A 16,161-nucleotide genomic window follows, 5' to 3' on the forward strand; every position below is an offset into this window, starting at 1 on the left:
GCACAGGGCATCAGGTGGAGGCTAGGGATCCGCGCTCGAGCGCCGGTCGAGCCCCAAGGGCCCGGGTGCGGGTGCGGGTTTCGGCCTCCAGTGCGTTTCCGTCCGCACTCGATCGGGCCGCAGCACCATCGGGCAGCGGGACTGGGGGCGGCCGTGCCCGCCCCACTGGCCGGAAGCAACTCGGACGACGTAAGGAAGACCTGAGATGAAGGGCATCATCCTCGCCGGCGGGAGCGGCACCCGGCTGCGCCCGCTGACCGGCGCCGTGTCGAAACAGATCCTGCCGGTCTACGACAAGCCCATGATCTACTACCCGCTGTCGGTGCTGATGCTGGCCGGGATCCGGGACATCCTGGTGATCTCGTCCAAGGACCACTCCGACAGCTTCCGCACCCTGCTCGGGGACGGCTCCCGGCTCGGGCTGAACATCTGCTACGCCGAGCAGGACGCCCCGCGCGGCATCGCCGAGGCCCTGGTGATCGGCGCGGACTTCATCGACGGCGACCAGGTCGCGCTGGTGCTGGGCGACAACATCTTCCACGGGCCCCGCTTCTCGCTGCTCCTGGACGACGCGCTGCGCCGCCTGGACGGCGCCTGGCTGTTCGGCTACCGGGTGCGCGACCCGCAGCGTTTCGGCATCGGCGAGATCGACGCCGAGGGCCGGCTGCTGTCGCTGCAGGAGAAGCCCGCCCAGCCGCGCTCCGACATCGCGGTGACCGGGCTGTACCTGTACGACGCCGACGTGGTCGGGATCGCGAAGAACCTCTCCCCCTCGGCGCGCGGCGAGCTGGAGATCACCGACGTCAACCTCGCCTACCTGCGCCAGGGCCGGGCCCATCTGACCGAGCTCGGGCGCGGCTTCGCCTGGCTGGACATGGGCACCCACGACTCGCTGCTGCAGGCGGCGCAGTACGTCCAGCTCGTTCAGGAGCGGCAGGGCGTGTGGATCGCCTGCGTCGAGGAGGTGGCGCTCAACCGCGGCTTCATCACCCCCGAGCAGTGCCGGCGTCTGGGCGAGGAGATGGCGGGCACCGCCTATGGTTCCTACCTCGCCGACGTCGCCGACCGCCACCGCCCGCTGCTGACCGCCCGCGCTGTGTGAGAAGGAGAACCTGCCCCATGACCACCCGTGTTCTGGTGACCGGCGGTGCCGGTTTCATCGGCTCGCACTACGTGCGCACCGTGCTCGGCCCAAACGGCCCCGGCGACGTCGCGGTCACCGTCTTGGACAAGCTGACGTACGCGGGCAACCGGGCCAACCTCGACGAGGTCGCCGCCCACCCGGGTTTCGCGTTCGTGCAGGGCGACATCTGCGACGCCGAGCTGGTGGGCAAGCTGATGGCCGAGCACGACCAGGTGGTGCACTTCGCCGCGGAGTCGCACGTGGACCGCTCCATCGACGGCGGCGCGGAGTTCGTGCGCACCAACGTGGTCGGCACGCACACGCTCGTCGACGCGGCGCACCGCGCCGGCGTGGCGGTGTTCGTGCACGTGTCCACCGACGAGGTGTACGGCTCGATCGATTCCGGTTCGTGGCCCGAGAGTCACCCGCTGGCGCCCAACTCGCCCTACTCCGCCTCGAAGGCCGCAAGTGACCTGGTGGCGCTGTCGTACCACCGCACGCACGGCCTGGACGTGCGGGTGACCCGGTGTTCGAACAACTACGGTCACCACCACTTCCCTGAGAAGGTCATCCCGCTGTTCGTGACCAACCTGCTGGACGGCAAGAAGGTCCCGCTGTACGGCGACGGCGGCAACGTGCGCGACTGGCTGCACATCGACGACCACGTGCAGGGCATCGAACTGGTCCGCACCGGGGGCCGCGCCGGCGAGGTCTACAACATCGGCGGCGGCACCGAGCTGTCCAACACCGAGCTCACCGCCCTGCTGCTCGAGGCGCTGGAGGTGCGCTGGGAGGACAGCGTCGAGCCGGTGTCGGACCGCAAGGGGCACGACCGGCGCTACTCGGTGGACTGCACCAAGATCCGGCAGGAGCTGGGGTACGCGCCGCGCAAGAGCTTCACGCAGGGGCTGGCCGAGACCGTGGCCTGGTACCGCGACAACCGTGCCTGGTGGGAGCCGCTGAAGGCGGCGGCCGACGCCCGATGACCGAGGGGGAGGCCAGGGCTCCGTTTGGGTGAGATCTTCACAGTGAGATCTTCACCCGGCGCCGGTGAAGCCGACACTGTCGGTGACATCACCGGCTCACGAAGAATCCTTGAGTGTTGGAGCACAAGCCGACCACACGTGAGGACCTCCGATGAGCCACGCCTGCGCCCCCCTCCTCGCCCGCCCGGCCCGCCTGACCAACACCGTCACGGCTCCGGCCCGCCCGCTCCTGGTGGTCGAGCGCCTGGACCACAGCGTCGACGCCGCCGTGCTGCTCTCCTTCTGCGTGGGCCCGGGCTCCGCGGCCCCCGCTCCCGCGCTCGGCCTGGCACCGGCCGGCGACCGGTCGGCCGCCTGGGGCGGCGTGGACGCGGGGGCCTGGGTATGACCGGGCCGTCCTCGCTGTCGGGCAGAACCGCAGCCGCCGCCCCCCGGCACGACGACGCGGCCCTGGTGGGTTTCCGTCACCACCTGCGCCCGGCGACCGTCCCCGGCGAGGCGACCTACCTGGTCTCCCGTCAGGGCGTCACCGCCGTGCACGGCCCGCTGGCCGAGGTGCTGGTCCCGCTGCTGGACGGCACCCGTTCCCTGACGCAGATCCGAAGCGCCACCGCCGGCGCCCTGACCGCGGAACAGACCGAGGAAGGGCTGCGGCTGCTGGGCGAGGCCGGGCTGCTGCGCTACACCGATCCCGCCACCACCGTGGCCGGGGCGGACCCGGTCGCCGAGGCCTACTTCGACCTGGCCGGCCTGGACGGCGCCCGAGCGGCCGCCGGCCTGGAGGGCTCCCGCCTGGCCATCTTGCCGCTGGCCGGCGTGGACGCCGCCCCGGTACTGGCCGCCGGCGCGGAGTCGGGCCTGAGCGTCACCGACACCGGCGCCGACCTCACCCTGGTCCTGTGCGACGACTACCTCTCCCCGGAGCTGGCGTGGATCGACGCCGAGCACCGGGCCGCGGGCCGGCCGTGGCTGCTGACGAAGCTGTGCGGCTACGAACCCTGGATCGGCCCGTTCTTCGGCCCCGGCGAGGGACCGTGCTGGTCGTGCCTGGCCTACCGGCTCGAGCAGCACCGCGGCTACGAGGCGCCGCTGCAGCAGGCGCTCGGCCTTGACCGGCCGCTGGCGCGGCCGACCGCGTCGCTGTCGGCCGGGCGGGTCCTGGCCGCGCACAGCGCGGTGCTGGAGGCCGCCAAGTGGCTGGCCGGGCTGCGCTACGCCGACCAGGGCGCGGTGCGCACCGTCGACACCCTGACCCTGCGCACCCGCGTCCACACCGTGACCCGGATCCCCCAGTGCCCCTCGTGCGGCGAGCCGGGCCTGGCCGGCCGGCGCGCAGGGCGACCGTTCGTGGCGGTCTCGCGGCCCAAGGCCGCCGGCGCCGGCGGCAACGGCCACCGGGCACTTACCCCCGACCAGCTCCTGCGGCGCCACGCGCACCTGGTCAGCCCGATCACCGGCATCGTGCCGCACCTCGAACCCTCCCCCGGCGCACCGGAGTTCGCCACCACCTACGTGTCCGGGCACAACCTGGCGATGCGCGGCCGGGGCGGGGCGGGGCTGCGCGCGCAGAGCGGCGGCAAGGGCCTGACCGACACCGAGGCCAAGACCAGCGCCCTGTGCGAGGCGGTCGAGCGCTACTGCGGCACCCGGCACGGCGACGAACCCGTCGTGGTCGACACCCTGCGCGCGCTCGGCGACCAGGCGATCCACCCCAACGCCTGCCAGCTGTTCGCCCAGGCGCAGTTCGCCGACCGCGCGCGCTGGAACCGCTCCGGCTCCCCCTTCCACCACGTGCCCGAACCCTTCGAGGCGGACCGGCCGGTGGAGTGGACGCCGGTGTGGTCGATGACCGCGCAGCGCCCGCGCCTGCTGCCCACCTCCATGCTCTACTACTCCCCCACCGGCGCGGGCGGCCCGTACGCCGACTCCAACGGCAACGCCGCCGGCTCCAGCCTGGAGGACGCCCTGCTGCAGGGCTTCTTGGAACTGGTCGAACGCGACGCGGTGGCCCTTTGGTGGTACAACCGCACCCGGCAGCCCGCCGTCGACCTGGAGGGTTTCGGCGAGCCCTACATCGCGCGGCTGCGCGAGGGACACCACCGGCTGGGCCGGGAGCTGTGGGCACTCGACCTCACCGCCGACCTCGGCATCCCCACCATGGTGGCGCTGTCGCGGCGCACCGACGGCCCGGCCGAGGACATCGTGTTCGGGTTCGGCGCCCACTTCGACCCCGCGATCGCGCTGCGCCGCGCACTGACCGAGGCCGGCCAGCTCCTGCCGGCGGTCAACCGGGACCGGCCCGGCGGCGGATACGGCGTCAGCGACCCGCTCCCGGTGCGCTGGTGGCAGCAGGCCACCCTCGCCAACCAGCCCTACCTGGCCCCCGACCCGGCCGCCGCGCCGCGCACGCCCGCCAGCTGGTCCTACGTGCCGCGCGGTGACCTGCTCGACGACGTCACCGCCGTGACCGACCTGGTCGCCTCGATGGGCCTGGAACTGCTCGTACTGGACCAGACCCGCCCCGACGTCGAACTGCCGGTGGTCAAGGTGATCGTGCCCGGGCTGCGGCACTTCTGGGCCCGCTACGCGCCGGGCCGCCTGTTCGACACCCCCGTGGCGCTGGGACGCCTGGCCGCACCCACCGCCTACGAGCAGCTCAACCCGATCCCGCTGTTCGTGTGACCCCCCCCGGCCGCGCCCGGGCACGGATCAGTGCTTGCCTGATCCGTCGTCAACGAACCTGTGCGCCCCGGCCGTTCTGGCCGTCCACCCCGGTGCCCACCAGCGTCGACACCGTTCGCCCGGGCGAGGCCGAAGCCCCGCTCCCGGTTCGGGCCGAGGACCGCCGAACGTCAACCGGCCTGCTTAGAATGTGGCCCGGTTGTTCGAATCGGCATCGAGGTGCCAGGGGAACTGGGGGACGCAATGGAGATGAGCACCGGTGCGACGAGATCCCCCTCGCGCGCCGAGGGGCCGCAAGGCCGAAAGTGCGTGGCCACCCGGACCGCCCGCGGCATCCTGGTCGCCGCGCTGCTGTGCTACCTGGGCGTCACCTTCTTGAACCTGCTGTCGGTCAAACTCGGCCCGTACGTCCTTGCCTGCGCCGTGGTCTGCCTGCTGGCGGTGTTCGCGCTGCAACTGGTGCACTCCTCCCCCGGCATGACCGACGCGCGGATGCGCACCAAGGTCGCCACCTTGACCGCGCAGGGCCTGCTGACGTTCCTGCCGCTGATCTGGTTCGGGGTGTTCTGGGGTTCCATGGCCGGGTTCTTCGCCGGCTCCCTGCTGCTGCTGCTGCCCACCAAGACGGGCTGGACGCTGTACGGCACGGCGGTGCTGGCCATGGTCGTCCCCTCGACCCTGCTGGACCCCAGCGTCGTCGACCTGGTCTACATCGTGGAGTCGACCGCGCTGACGGGCCTGGTCGTGTACGGGCTCAGCCGGCTGGCCACCTTGGTGCAGGAACTGCACAAGGCCCGCGCCGACCTGGCCCGGCTGGCCGTCAGCAACGAGCAGTTGCGGTTCTCCCGCGATCTGCACGACCTGCTGGGCTACAGCCTGTCGGCGGTGTCGCTCAAGAACGAGTTGGTGCGGCGCCTGATCCCGACCAATCCGCTGCGGGCCTGCGAGGAGGTCGACGAGGTCCTGGTCATCTCCCGCCAGGCGTTGGCCGATGTGCGCCGGGTCGCCAGCGGCTACCGGCAGATGTCGCTGGTCTCCGAACTGGCCTCGGCCGAATCGGTGCTGGCCGCCGCCGACGTCGAGGTCAGCGTCGAGGCCCACGACGGCATCGAGCACCTTGGTCAGGCCACCTCCACCGTGCTGGCCACGGTGCTGCGCGAGGGCGTCACCAACCTGCTGCGCCACTCCAAGGCCGCGAACTGCTGGATCACCGCGGCGATCGACGGCGAGGTGGTGCGGCTGACGATCGTCAACGACGGCCTGGTGGGCGGCCCCCACCTGCCCTCCCCGCACGGCGGCAGCGGCCTTGGCAACCTGCAGCAGCGCGTGAGCGCCATCGGTGGCCGCCTGACCCGGCAGCGTCTGACCGAGGCCGACGCGCTGGGTGAGGGCGACGGCGCGACGGGCGTCTTCCAGCTGATCGCCGAGGCGCCGGTGACCGAGGCCCGCGCGAACACCGACCCCGCTCAGCTGCTCGGCGAGGGCGCGAGCGAGGGCCAAACCGACAAAGTCGCATGAGCGGCCTTGGCACCGCGCCGGTGGGTTGGCGACACTTTGGCGGCATAGGCACGAAGCGGGATCGTTTACGGATCCTGGTAGGTCATGACAACGGTGGGCGGCGACGATGATCCAGATCCTCCTGGCCGAGGACATGCACATGGTCCGCGGCGCACTGGTGGCCCTGCTCAACCTCGAGGACGACCTGAAGGTCGTCGCCGAGCTGGAACGCGGGGACCAGATCCTGAACGCCGCGCGCGAACACCGCCCCGACGTCGCGATCATCGACATCGACCTGCCGGGCCTGGACGGACTGAGCGCGGCCCAGCTCCTGCACGAACGCCTCCCCGAGTGCCGGACGTTGATCCTGACCAGCCTGGGCCGCCCGGGCACGCTGCGCCGGGCCATGTCCGCGCACGTGTCCGGGTTCCTCCTCAAGGACGCGCCGCCCAGCGACCTGGCCCAGGCCGTGCGCCGGGTCGTCGCCGGCCACCGGGTGGTCGACCCGCAACTGGCGCTGGCCGCCTGGGGCGGCAGCGAGAGCCCGCTGACGATCCGCGAGACCGAGGTGCTGCAGATGGCCGCGCAGGGCTCCGAACCGCAGGAGATGGCCGCGCAACTCCAGCTGTCGGTGGGCACCGTGCGCAACTACCTCACCTCGGTCGTGATCAAGCTCAACGCCCGCAACCGCGTCGACGCCATCCGCATCGCCCGCGAATCGGGCTGGCTCCTGTAACCCGCTGCCCCGGCAACCCCGTTGACCCGGTGACCGGGGCGGCCGCGTGGCCGGGGTGGCCCGGCGACGCGTGGCGCGGTGACCGCGTTGACCCGGTGACGGCGTGGCGCGGTGACCGCGTGACCGCGGTGGCCGGGTGGCCCGGGGTGGGGGGTCAGGGGGCCGTGACGGTCATGCCGGCGCCCGCCAGGTGGTCCAGCACCGACAAGGTCAGCTCCGCCGGCAGCGGGGCCACCTCGACCAGCGCGTCCGGGGTCGTCGGCCACGCCAGCGCGGAGACCACCCACATCGCCTCGGGGCGGTGGATGTGCACCTGGTGCTCCAGCGCACGGCACTCCAGCACGAACGCGTTGCCCTGCACCGTGATCGTCACCCCCGCGCGCAGCCGCACCCGGCGCTGCGAGGGCACCCGGGCCAGGGCGAAGCGGGCCGTGCGGCCCGCCGGCACCACCGAGAGCACCGGCCCCTTGAGGTCCTCCAGCGACAGCGTCCTGATGACCAGGTGGGAGATGTCGCGCAGCACCGACAGCACCGCCGTGTACCCGTCCGCCCCGGCTGCGGCGGTGTCGTCCCTGGGCTGCTGCAGGGGGTTGGCCAGCCGGATGGGCCCCAGTTCCATCCGGTGCAGCGCCTCGGCCACCACCGTCGGCGGGGCCTCGATCCGTTCGGTGCCCTGCGGGCCGCGCAGCACCAGCGCCCGGCCCTCCTCGTCCCAGCCGACCGCGGTGTCCTCGCGCAGGGACCACAGGTGGTGCAGGCGCAGGGGTGCGTCCTTCGTCGGTGGCATCACGGACCGCTGACCTCCTCGGGCTCCGGGTGCCGCCCGAAAGGCCGGCCCCTCCCCGCGGACACGCTCGCAGCCAACAGTATGGATCCGCGCCGGCGGTGGGAAACAGCGATCGGTTCATCGGCCGCGTGTGAGGAATTCACACCTCCGGCCGGCCGCGGCGCGGACCGGGGTGCCGGGCGGGCTGGGGGGCGTCGGTCAGCCGCAGCAGCGCGAACACGGCGCGCTTCCACAGCCTCGCCGACGGATGCAGGCGTTCCACCAGACCTCGCTTTCCTTGTCTGCGTTCGGTGTGCCCTCGCCCCCGGTGGTGTCCGGGCGGTGTGCGGGCGGTGTCCGGGGCCACGGTGGACGGGCCGTCCGGTCGCGGAACTTGAGCGCGGCTTGAAAACCGGTGCAGCGCCCGCGCGCCGGCCGCGGGTGGCGCTCCAGCGCGAGCCGAGGGGCAGGCGAGGCGGGGCCCCTAGCGTCGCTGGCATCGAACCAGCCTGTCTGAAGGAGCCCGGATGTCCACCGAGGAGCACGAGTTCAAGCTGCCTGGCGCGGATCTCGCGCAGCCCGACGCCGAGCTGCGCAAGAAGCGCGAAGCGGTCGTCGCGGAGCACACCATCGCCGAGGGCGCCTGGGACATCGACGGGGTCCTGGCCACGTTCCCGCGCGGCGGCGTGTACCGGGTCATGGCGTACCCGGAGAGCCCGTTCCTGGGTGAGAAGGCCATCAAGGAGAACTACTTCGCCGAGCTGCAGGCGGCCTTCCCGAACCCCGAGCACGACCTGCTCCACGTTCACCACACCCCGACCGCGGTGATCCTGGAGGCGCAGTTCCGCGGCAAGCAGGAGGCCGACTTCCGCGGCATCCCCAACCTGGGCAAGTCCGTGGACGCCCCGGTCGCGGTGTTCTTCCACTTCGACGGCGACGTGCTGGTCGACGAGACGATCTACTTCGACCTGGCCACCTTCGCCCGCCAGCTCGGCTGACCCCTCGGGCGGCTGCCCGGGGCGCGCGGATCCGGGCGCCCCGGGCAGCCGGTCCCCCCCTTTTCCCACCGCCGACCGTGAAGGACCACCTGCCATGAGCGTGTCCAGGACGGACCGCAAGCGGGTCACCGCGACCCACTCGGCCGGGGTGCGCCCGCTGCTGCTGGAGGTCGCGGGCCTGACCTTGTCCGGGCTGCTGGCCGAACCGCCGCAGGGCGAGCCGCGGGCGACCGTGGTGGCCGTGCACGGCGGCGGCATGCGCGCGGGCTACTTCGACGGGCAGGCCGACGCGGACCTGTCCCTGCTCACCCTCGGCGCCCGTCTCGGCTTCACGGTGCTGGCGCTCGACCGGCCCGGCTACGGCGCCTCCGGCGCGCAACTGCCCGCCGGTCTGACCCTGGCCGAGCAGTCCGACGTGCTGGCCGGCGCGCTTGAGGTGTTCGCCGACCGGCACCGGGTCGGGCGCGGTTTCCTGCTGCTGGGCCACTCCTTCGGCGGCAAGCTCGCGCTGACCACCGTCGCCCGCCATCGCGGGGTGCTGGCGGTGGACGCCTCCGGGGTGGGGCACCGCTACCAGGTGGAGCCTTTGGGGCGCCGGCGGCTGCATCGCCGCCTGGAGTGGGAGCGCAACTGGGGGCCGCTGGGCCTGTACCCGCCGGGCACGTTCCGGGCGGCCGAGGCCATGGTCGCGCCCATCCCCGAGCGTGAGGCCGCCGAGATCCCGCTGTGGCCGGCCATGTTCGACGCGCTCGCCGCGCGGATCACCCTCCCGCTGCGGCTGACGTTCGCCGAGCACGAGGGCTGGTGGCTGCACCAGGAGTCCGACCTGGCCGAGATGGCGTCCCGTCTGACCGCGGCGCCGCTGGTGCGCGTCGAACGCCAGCTGGGCGCGGGCCACAACATCAGCCTGGGCCGGGCCGCCCGCTCCTACCACCTGCGGGCGCTGGCGTTCTTCACCGAGTGCCTGCAGGCCGACCAGGACACCGGCGCCCCGGCCCGCGACGCGGCCATGACCGGCGCGGCCGCGGCGAGCTGACCCCACCTCACGTCAGGGACCGCCGGCGCACAGGCCGTCCACCCCCCGGGCACCCCCGGGCGCGGTGGGCGGCCTGCACCCTTTCCCGCCGGCGCCACGACCGCACCGAACACCACCACCCCGGCCACCACCCGGGCCACCACCCAGGTCGCCTCGCCGCCGCCGCCCCGCCTCGGCTTCCCGACGCCGGCCCGGCCGCTGCCGGGCCGGCCGCCGCCCTGGTGCCGGCCGCCTCCCTGGTGCCCGGCACCGGGTGCCGCGCCGGCCAGGCGGCGTTGACCTGCGCATACACCCGGGGTCAAGACACGCTCCAGTCGGGCGCCCATGGCGGTGTCCCACGGTTGGTCCCAAGGCCCCGAAGCGACACGGCAGCACCGGCGGCTCGGCTCGCCGCCCTGACCGAACCGACCCAAGAGGAGACGCTATGCCACGCCCGCATCCTTCGGCGGACAACCTCTACCAGCTGCTCATGGCGCCCGCGGACGCGGGCCCGGACCGGCCCGCGGTGGTGGAGGCGGACGAGAACGGGGTGCTGCACGAGATCTCCTACCGCCGCCTGGACGCGCTGGTGAAGCAGTACGCGGCCGTGCTGGACGGCCTCGGCCTGGACGTGGGCGACCCGGTCGTGGTCGAGGCGGACACCTGCGCGGCCGCGGTGGCCATGCTGCTGGCCTGCTCCCTGCTGGGCCTGCCGTTCGTGACGGTCAGTCCGCACACCCCCGACACCCGCCTGGCCACGATCATCGACCAGGTCACCCCCGCGCTGCACGCCCGCGCGAACGACCTGCCGGCCAGGGAGCTGGACCGGCACGCCGAGGGCAGCGCGGTCTTCGACCTAGGCGGCCTGGTGATCGAGCGCGCCCCCGCGCCGCGGGTGCGGCGCCGCCGCGAGGTGCTGTCCACCGACACCGCCTACATCGTGTTCACCTCCGGATCGACCGGGCGCCCCAAGGGCGTGGTGATGAGCCACCGCGCGATCGTGACGTTCCTGCGCGCCATGCTGGCCGACCAGCTGGCCGGGCCGGCCGACCGGGTGGCGTCGACCTCGCCGCTGCAGTTCGACTTCGCGCTGTTCGGGATCGGCGTGGCGCTGTCCGCCGGTGCGGCGCTGGTGCCGGTGCGGCGCGAGGACCTCGGCTCGCCGCGCCGCATGACCGCGTTCCTGCGCGACGCCAAGGCCACCCAGGTGCACGGCGTCCCCTCGCTGTGGCGGCCGGTGCTGCGCCACGACCCGGACCTGCTGCTGGAGCTGACGCACCTGAGGTCGGTGGTGTTCGCCGGTGAGGAGTTCCCGCTGCCCGAGCTGCGCCGGCTGCAGGAGATGCTGCCCGCGGTGCGGCTGGTCAACGGCTACGGCGCCACCGAGTCGATGGCGGCGTCCTTCACCGACGTCCCCAACCCGCTGCCCGCTGATCAGGAGCGGCTCTCGATCGGCCGCGCCCACGCGGGCGCCGAGATGACCCTGGTCGATGCGGACGGGCGGATCGTGACCGAGCCGGGCGGCAGCGGGGAGATCTACCTGCGCAGCCCGGCGCTGTTCACCGGCTACTGGAACGACCCCGAGGCCACCGCCAAGGTGCTGGTGCCCGACCCGGTCGAGCCGCGGCACGGCACCAAGGTGCTGCGCACCGGCGACCTGGCCCGCCTGGACGAGACGGGCGAGCTGTGCTTCATCGGCCGCGCCGACTTCCAGGTGCAGATCCGCGGCAACCGGGTGGAGCTGGGCGAGATCGAGGGCACGCTGACCCGGCTGCCCGGCGTCACCGCGGCCGCGGCCACCGTGGTGCCGCGCGGCGGGGACCAGATCCTGATGGCCGCCGTCACCTTGACGGCCGCGGCCGCGGCCGCGGACTTCGACGCGAGCGCCGCGCTGGCCTTCGTCGGCAAGCAGCTGCCCTCCTACATGGTGCCCCGCTCCGTGCGCGTCCTGCCCGAGCTCCCTTTGACCCAGAACGGCAAGGTCGACCGCGAGGCGCTCACGCGCCGGCTGACCGCCCCCCGCCGGACCTTTGATGTTCGACACGCTACGAACGCCTAGGAGCGACAAGTGACTTACACCCTGTCCATCAACCAGCGCGTCCCGCTGGGCGACGTCGCCGCGACCGCCACCGCGGCCGACCCGGTGGCCATCGACGACACCGTGCGCGCCCGCGTGCAGGCCTCGCGCGAGACGCTGGAGAAGTTCGTCGCCGAGGAACGGGTCATCTACGGCGTCAACACCTCCATGGGCGGCTTCGTCAACTATCTGGTGCCGGTCTCCATGGCCCGCCAGCTCCAGGAGAACCTCCTCAACGCGGTCGCGACCAACGTGGGCGAGCGCCTGGACGACACCACGGTGCGCGCCATCATGACGGCCCGTATCGTGTCGCTGTCGCGCGGCAACTCCGCGATCTCGCTGAAGAACCTGGACAAGCTGATCGCGATCCGCAACTCCGGTGTCGTGCCGCAGGTGCCGCAGAAGGGGTCGCTGGGCACCAGCGGCGACCTCGGGCCGCTGGCCGCGATCGCGCTGGTGTGCATCGGCCAGTGGAAGGCGCGCCTTGACGGCGAGGAGCTCTCGGGCGCCGAGGCGCTGGCCCGGGTCGGCATCGCCCCGATGGAGCTCAGCTTCAAGGAGGGCCTGGCGCTGATCAACGGCACCTCCGGCATGGTGGGCCTGGGCAGCCTCAACATCGCCCGCGCCAAGCGCCTGCTCAACACCTACCTGCTGATCTCCGCGCTGTCGGTGGAGGGCCTGGCCGGCAAGACCAAGCCGTTCGACCCACGCGTGCACGCCCTCAAGCCCCACAAGGGCCAGCAGGAGGTCGCGAAGTTCTTGTGGGAGACGCTTGCGGAGTCCACCTTGGCGGTCGACGAGCTCGACACCGAGCTGCTGCTGTCCGGGGAGATGGGCGACACCGCCAAGGCCGGGTCGAAGTCCATCGAGGACGCCTACTCGGTGCGCTGCACCCCGCAGATCCTGGGCCCCGTCGTGGACAGCCTCGCCGCGATCGAGAAGACGGTCGAGGACGAGCTGAACTCCTCCAACGACAACCCGCTGGTCGTGCCCGACGAGATCGAGGTCTTCCACAACGGGCACTTCCACGGCCAGTACGTGTCGATGGCGATGGACCACCTCGCGATCGCGCTGACCACGCTGATGAACCTGTCCAACCGCCGGATCGACCGCTACCTGGACAAGAGCAACAGCGAGGGCCTGCCGGCGTTCTTGTGCCAGGAGAACCCCGGGCTGCGCCTGGGCCTGATGGGCGGCCAGTTCATGACCGCCTCGCTGACCGCGGAGACCCGTGCGAAGGCCATGCCGATGTCCATCCAGTCCCTCAGCTCCACCGGCGACTTCCAGGACATCGTCTCCTTCGGGTTCGTCGCCGCCCGCCGCGCCGCCGAGGTCCTGGACAACGTCGCCCACGTGGTCGCGTTCGAGCTGCTGTGCGCCTGCCAGGCCGTCGACATCCGCGGCACCGAGGGCCTGTCGCCCGCGACGCGGCGCCTGTACGAGGCCACCCGCGAGCTGGTCCCCTACCTCGACCACGACGTCACGATCACCGACTACGTGGAAACCCTCGCGCAGCACCTGCTGTCCGAGCCGGGCCTGGGCTGAAAGGGAAAGGGGAGCGCCGGTGCCTACCGCCACCCGAACAGCGAAGGTGTTCGACGCGCTGGAGCGCGCGCCGCACAGCGAACCGGTTGCCGGCGGCACCCGCGTCACGGTGCGGCTGCCCGTGACGCGGGCCGCCGCGCAGATGGTCGGCCACTACCCGGGCTTCCCGATCATGCCCGGGGTGCTGCTGCTGGACACCGTGCGCCAGGCGGCCGCGGCGGCGGTGGGCACCGACCTCGCCCTGGCCGGCATCGGCCGCGCCCGCTTCACCCGCCCGCTGCTGCCCGGCGACGAACTGCACCTGTCCCTGCTGATCTCCCCCGCCAAGGACGGGCGGGTCGCGGTGCGGGCCGCCGCCACCCGCGCGGACGGCCTGGCGGCGGCCCAACTGTCCGTCACACTCCAGGAGGTGGCCGATGCCTGACCACCTCGACCACCCCGACCGCCTTGACCACAGTCAGGTGCGCGCCCGGCTGCGCCAGCGCCCGCCCATGCTCCTGCTCGACACCGTCCGCTCCCACCAGGGCGGCACCCTGGTCGCCACCAAGGCGATCACCGGCGGCGAGGACTGCTACCGCGACCTGGCCGACCCGGCCGGCATCGACGCCTTCGCCTACCCCCAGGCGCTGCTGCTGGAGTCGTTCGGGCAGGCCGTCTCCCTGCTGTGGTCCCTCGCGCAGCTCGGCCCCGCGGACGAGGTCCCGCTCATGGTCGGCCTGCGCGACCTGGCCTACGGCGCGCCGGCCCTGCCCGGCGACGTCCTGGAACACCACGTGACGCTGCGCCACCACTCCGGCCAGGTCGGCGAGTTCACCGGCCACACCGAAACCGGCGATGGCCGCACCGTGCTCACCGTGGAATCGATCATGGTCGTCTCGCGGCCCGCCGCGAGCCTGCTCAGCCCCGCGCCCTGACCTTGCCGCCCCCACCGCGCACCCCGTTCCCCTATCCGACTTCACGACAAGGACAGCAGATGAACGACACCGACACCGCGATCTCGAGGGTCCGCGCGATCGTCGCGGAGATCCTGGCGCTGGGCGAGGACGAGATCGACGACCACGCGGACCTGTTCGAGGACTACCAGGCCGACTCGCTCAACCTCATCGAGATCGTCGCGCAGGTGGAGAAGCAGTTCAAGGTGGTGCTGCCGCTGGACGAACTGCCCGGCGCGCGCACCATCGCCGCCCTGGACGCCCTGCTCGCCGCCCAGACCACCTGACTGACCAGAGCATCTGACAAAGCGACGCAACCGGCCCGGCCGCCGGCCGGGCCGCGCCGGCCCCCGATCTCCCTGCCTTTTCGCACACACAGGAGCCAGCCCGTGACGACCGAGACCAGCTTGGCCAACCCGCCCGGCACCGTCGCCGTGCGTGCCGTGCGCGGCGCCACCCAGGTCGCCGGCGACGACCCCGCCCTGATCGAGGCCGCCACCACCGAACTGCTCGGCGAGATCCTGCGCCAAAACCAGCTCGAGGACGCCGACCTGATCTCCATCGTGTTCACCACCACCCACGACCTGCGCTCCGCGTTCCCGGCGGCCGCGGCCAGGAAGCTGGGCCTGGTGGACGTACCGATGCTGTGCACCTCCGAGATCGCCGTCCCCGGCTCGCTGGACCGCGCCATCCGGATCCTGGCGCACGTGCACAGCCCGCGGCCCCGCGACGCCATGCACCACGTCTATCTCGGAGCCGCGGCGGTCCTGCGCCCCGACCTTTGCGCCCCGCCCCCGGGAACGCAGTCCCCTTTGCCCCAAGGAGCCTGAACATGTCCGCGATGCCCCTCGCATCCCCCGTACGTGACCGCGAGCTGCGGCCGCCGGCGGCCGTCGGCACAGCTTTGGGCCCACTGGTCGCTCCCGAACAGCAGCCCGTGTGGGCCGACGCCGCCCACGCGAGCGCCGTGCGCGCCGAACTCGCCGCCCGGCCCGGCCTGGTGGGCTGGGAGGAGGTGCAGATGCTGCGCCTGCTCATGGCCGAAGCCGCCGGCGGCACCTACCAGGTCATCCAGGCCGGGGACTGCGCCGAGGACCCCGCCGAGTGCGCCCCCCAGGCCGTGAACCGCAAGATCGGCCTGATCGACGCCCTCGCCGGCGTCATGAAGATCAACACCGGTCGGCCCGTCATCCGGATCGGCCGCATCGCCGGACAGTTCGCCAAGCCCCGCAGCTCCCCCACCGAGACCGTCGACGGCGTCGAACTGCCCGTCTACCGCGGCCACCTGGTCAACGGACCCGCCCCCACCCCCGAGGAACGCCGCGCCGACCCCGGCCGGATGCTCGACTGCTACAGCGCCGCCGACCGCGCCACCACCTTGCTGCGCCAGCGCACCGGCGCCTGGATGCCGCCGACCGGGGCCCCGGTGTGGACCAGCCACGAGGCCCTCGTCCTGGACTACGAACGGCCCCTGCTGCGCCGCACCACCGGCGGATCCAGCTACCTGGCCTCCACCCACCTGCCCTGGATCGGGGAACGCACCCGCGACCCGGACGGCTCCCACGTCCGCCTGCTGGCCCAGGTCGCCAACCCCGTCGCCTGCAAGGTCGGCCCCACCATGCGGCCGGCCGAACTGGTCGACCTGGCAAGCCGCCTGGACCCGGGCCGCGAACCCGGCCGCCTCACCCTGATCGCCCGCATGGGCGTCGACCAGGTCGCAGCGAAGCTGCCCCACCTGGTCGCGGCCGTCCGCGAGGCCGGACACCCGGTCTCCTGGCTGTGCGACCCCATGCACGGCAACACC

General features: G+C 72.8%; 17 protein-coding genes. 15 read left to right on the forward strand and 2 right to left on the reverse strand.

Annotation, left to right across the window (positions count from 1 at the left end):
- The first annotated feature begins 205 nt into the window (after positions 1-205).
- The 6 genes from rfbA to DN069_RS12405 all read left to right on the forward strand — a co-directional run bounded on the left by rfbA (position 206) and on the right by DN069_RS12405 (position 7,024).
- Positions 206-1,102, forward strand: coding sequence for a glucose-1-phosphate thymidylyltransferase RfbA (gene rfbA, locus DN069_RS12380; protein ID WP_111500986.1), 897 nt, complete (start codon positions 206-208; stop codon positions 1,100-1,102).
- 17 nt (positions 1,103-1,119) lie between these two features.
- Positions 1,120-2,109 carry a dTDP-glucose 4,6-dehydratase gene (gene rfbB, locus DN069_RS12385; protein WP_111500987.1) on the forward strand — a complete coding sequence of 330 codons (990 nt, stop codon included), beginning with the start codon at positions 1,120-1,122 and terminating at the stop codon, positions 2,107-2,109.
- A 151-nt stretch (positions 2,110-2,260) separates the two neighbouring features.
- Positions 2,261-2,497 (forward strand): hypothetical protein, encoded by a 237-nt coding sequence (locus DN069_RS12390; protein WP_111500988.1) that lies wholly within the window; start codon positions 2,261-2,263, stop codon positions 2,495-2,497.
- Positions 2,494-4,791, forward strand: a complete 2,298-nt coding sequence (locus tag DN069_RS12395; RefSeq protein ID WP_111500989.1) for a TOMM precursor leader peptide-binding protein — start codon at positions 2,494-2,496, stop codon at positions 4,789-4,791. Before DN069_RS12390 ends, DN069_RS12395 begins: the two co-directional genes overlap by 4 nt.
- Positions 4,792-5,100: 309 nt before the next feature.
- Entirely contained in the window at positions 5,101-6,309 is a 1,209-nt protein-coding gene (locus DN069_RS12400) for a sensor histidine kinase (RefSeq protein WP_165845476.1), read from the forward strand.
- A gap of 106 nt (positions 6,310-6,415) precedes the next feature.
- The gene (locus tag DN069_RS12405) at positions 6,416-7,024 is read left to right on the forward strand and encodes a response regulator transcription factor (protein ID WP_111500991.1); all 609 of its coding nucleotides are present in this window, start codon (positions 6,416-6,418) and stop codon (positions 7,022-7,024) included.
- A gap of 154 nt (positions 7,025-7,178) precedes the next feature.
- On the opposite strand, the gene DN069_RS12410 is transcribed toward DN069_RS12405, so the two are convergent.
- Both DN069_RS12410 and DN069_RS42360 read right to left on the reverse strand, forming a co-directional pair.
- Complete coding sequence (locus DN069_RS12410) at positions 7,179-7,811, reverse strand: hypothetical protein (protein WP_111500992.1); 633 nt, start codon at positions 7,809-7,811, stop codon at positions 7,179-7,181.
- A gap of 139 nt (positions 7,812-7,950) precedes the next feature.
- Positions 7,951-8,073, reverse strand: coding sequence for a hypothetical protein (locus DN069_RS42360; RefSeq protein WP_279387891.1), 123 nt, complete (start codon positions 8,071-8,073; stop codon positions 7,951-7,953).
- Positions 8,074-8,317: 244 nt separating this feature from the next.
- On the opposite strand from DN069_RS42360, the gene DN069_RS12415 reads away from it, so the two are divergent.
- The 9 genes from DN069_RS12415 to DN069_RS12455 all read left to right on the forward strand — a co-directional run.
- Entirely contained in the window at positions 8,318-8,788 is a 471-nt protein-coding gene (locus DN069_RS12415) for an ester cyclase (RefSeq protein ID WP_111500993.1), read from the forward strand.
- A gap of 94 nt (positions 8,789-8,882) precedes the next feature.
- Positions 8,883-9,824: an alpha/beta hydrolase family protein gene (locus DN069_RS12420; RefSeq protein ID WP_111500994.1), complete on the forward strand. Its 942-nt coding sequence runs from the start codon at positions 8,883-8,885 to the stop codon at positions 9,822-9,824.
- A gap of 424 nt (positions 9,825-10,248) precedes the next feature.
- Positions 10,249-11,862: an AMP-binding protein gene (locus DN069_RS12425; RefSeq protein WP_111500995.1), complete on the forward strand. Its 1,614-nt coding sequence runs from the start codon at positions 10,249-10,251 to the stop codon at positions 11,860-11,862.
- A gap of 9 nt (positions 11,863-11,871) precedes the next feature.
- Positions 11,872-13,425, forward strand: coding sequence for a phenylalanine aminomutase (D-beta-phenylalanine forming) (locus DN069_RS12430; protein WP_111500996.1), 1,554 nt, complete (start codon positions 11,872-11,874; stop codon positions 13,423-13,425).
- A 19-nt stretch (positions 13,426-13,444) separates the two neighbouring features.
- Entirely contained in the window at positions 13,445-13,849 is a 405-nt protein-coding gene (locus DN069_RS12435) for a 3-hydroxyacyl-ACP dehydratase FabZ family protein (protein ID WP_133259899.1), read from the forward strand.
- On the forward strand, positions 13,842-14,339 hold the full coding sequence (locus tag DN069_RS12440) for a 3-hydroxyacyl-ACP dehydratase FabZ family protein (RefSeq protein WP_111500998.1): 498 nt from the start codon (positions 13,842-13,844) through the stop codon (positions 14,337-14,339). The genes DN069_RS12435 and DN069_RS12440 overlap by 8 nt, the downstream gene beginning before the upstream one ends.
- 59 nt (positions 14,340-14,398) lie before the next feature.
- Entirely contained in the window at positions 14,399-14,644 is a 246-nt protein-coding gene (locus DN069_RS12445) for an acyl carrier protein (RefSeq protein WP_111500999.1), read from the forward strand.
- Positions 14,645-14,746: 102 nt separating this feature from the next.
- On the forward strand, positions 14,747-15,187 hold the full coding sequence (gene aroH / locus DN069_RS12450; protein ID WP_243639132.1) for a chorismate mutase: 441 nt from the start codon (positions 14,747-14,749) through the stop codon (positions 15,185-15,187).
- 2 nt (positions 15,188-15,189) lie between these two features.
- Positions 15,190-16,161: 3-deoxy-7-phosphoheptulonate synthase (locus tag DN069_RS12455; RefSeq protein WP_243639133.1), on the forward strand; the 972-nt coding region annotated here is incomplete at its 3' end.

This window comes from Streptacidiphilus pinicola, assembly GCF_003258295.1.
Classification (GTDB): domain Bacteria; phylum Actinomycetota; class Actinomycetes; order Streptomycetales; family Streptomycetaceae; genus Streptacidiphilus; species Streptacidiphilus pinicola.

What these genes read in the sequence shown, in the direction of transcription:
- rfbA (WP_111500986.1), top strand. Translation starts at nt 206, where the DNA reads ATGAAGGGCATCATCCTCGCCGGCGGGAGCGGCACCCGGCTGCGCCCG.
- rfbB (WP_111500987.1), top strand. Translation starts at nt 1,120, where the DNA reads ATGACCACCCGTGTTCTGGTGACCGGCGGTGCCGGTTTCATCGGCTCG.
- DN069_RS12390 (WP_111500988.1), top strand. Translation starts at nt 2,261, where the DNA reads ATGAGCCACGCCTGCGCCCCCCTCCTCGCCCGCCCGGCCCGCCTGACC.
- DN069_RS12395 (WP_111500989.1), top strand. Translation starts at nt 2,494, where the DNA reads ATGACCGGGCCGTCCTCGCTGTCGGGCAGAACCGCAGCCGCCGCCCCC.
- DN069_RS12405 (WP_111500991.1), top strand. Translation starts at nt 6,416, where the DNA reads ATGATCCAGATCCTCCTGGCCGAGGACATGCACATGGTCCGCGGCGCA.
- DN069_RS12410 (WP_111500992.1), bottom strand. Translation starts at nt 7,811, where the DNA reads ATGCCACCGACGAAGGACGCACCCCTGCGCCTGCACCACCTGTGGTCC.
- DN069_RS12415 (WP_111500993.1), top strand. Translation starts at nt 8,318, where the DNA reads ATGTCCACCGAGGAGCACGAGTTCAAGCTGCCTGGCGCGGATCTCGCG.
- DN069_RS12420 (WP_111500994.1), top strand. Translation starts at nt 8,883, where the DNA reads ATGAGCGTGTCCAGGACGGACCGCAAGCGGGTCACCGCGACCCACTCG.
- DN069_RS12425 (WP_111500995.1), top strand. Translation starts at nt 10,249, where the DNA reads ATGCCACGCCCGCATCCTTCGGCGGACAACCTCTACCAGCTGCTCATG.
- DN069_RS12440 (WP_111500998.1), top strand. Translation starts at nt 13,842, where the DNA reads ATGCCTGACCACCTCGACCACCCCGACCGCCTTGACCACAGTCAGGTG.
- DN069_RS12445 (WP_111500999.1), top strand. Translation starts at nt 14,399, where the DNA reads ATGAACGACACCGACACCGCGATCTCGAGGGTCCGCGCGATCGTCGCG.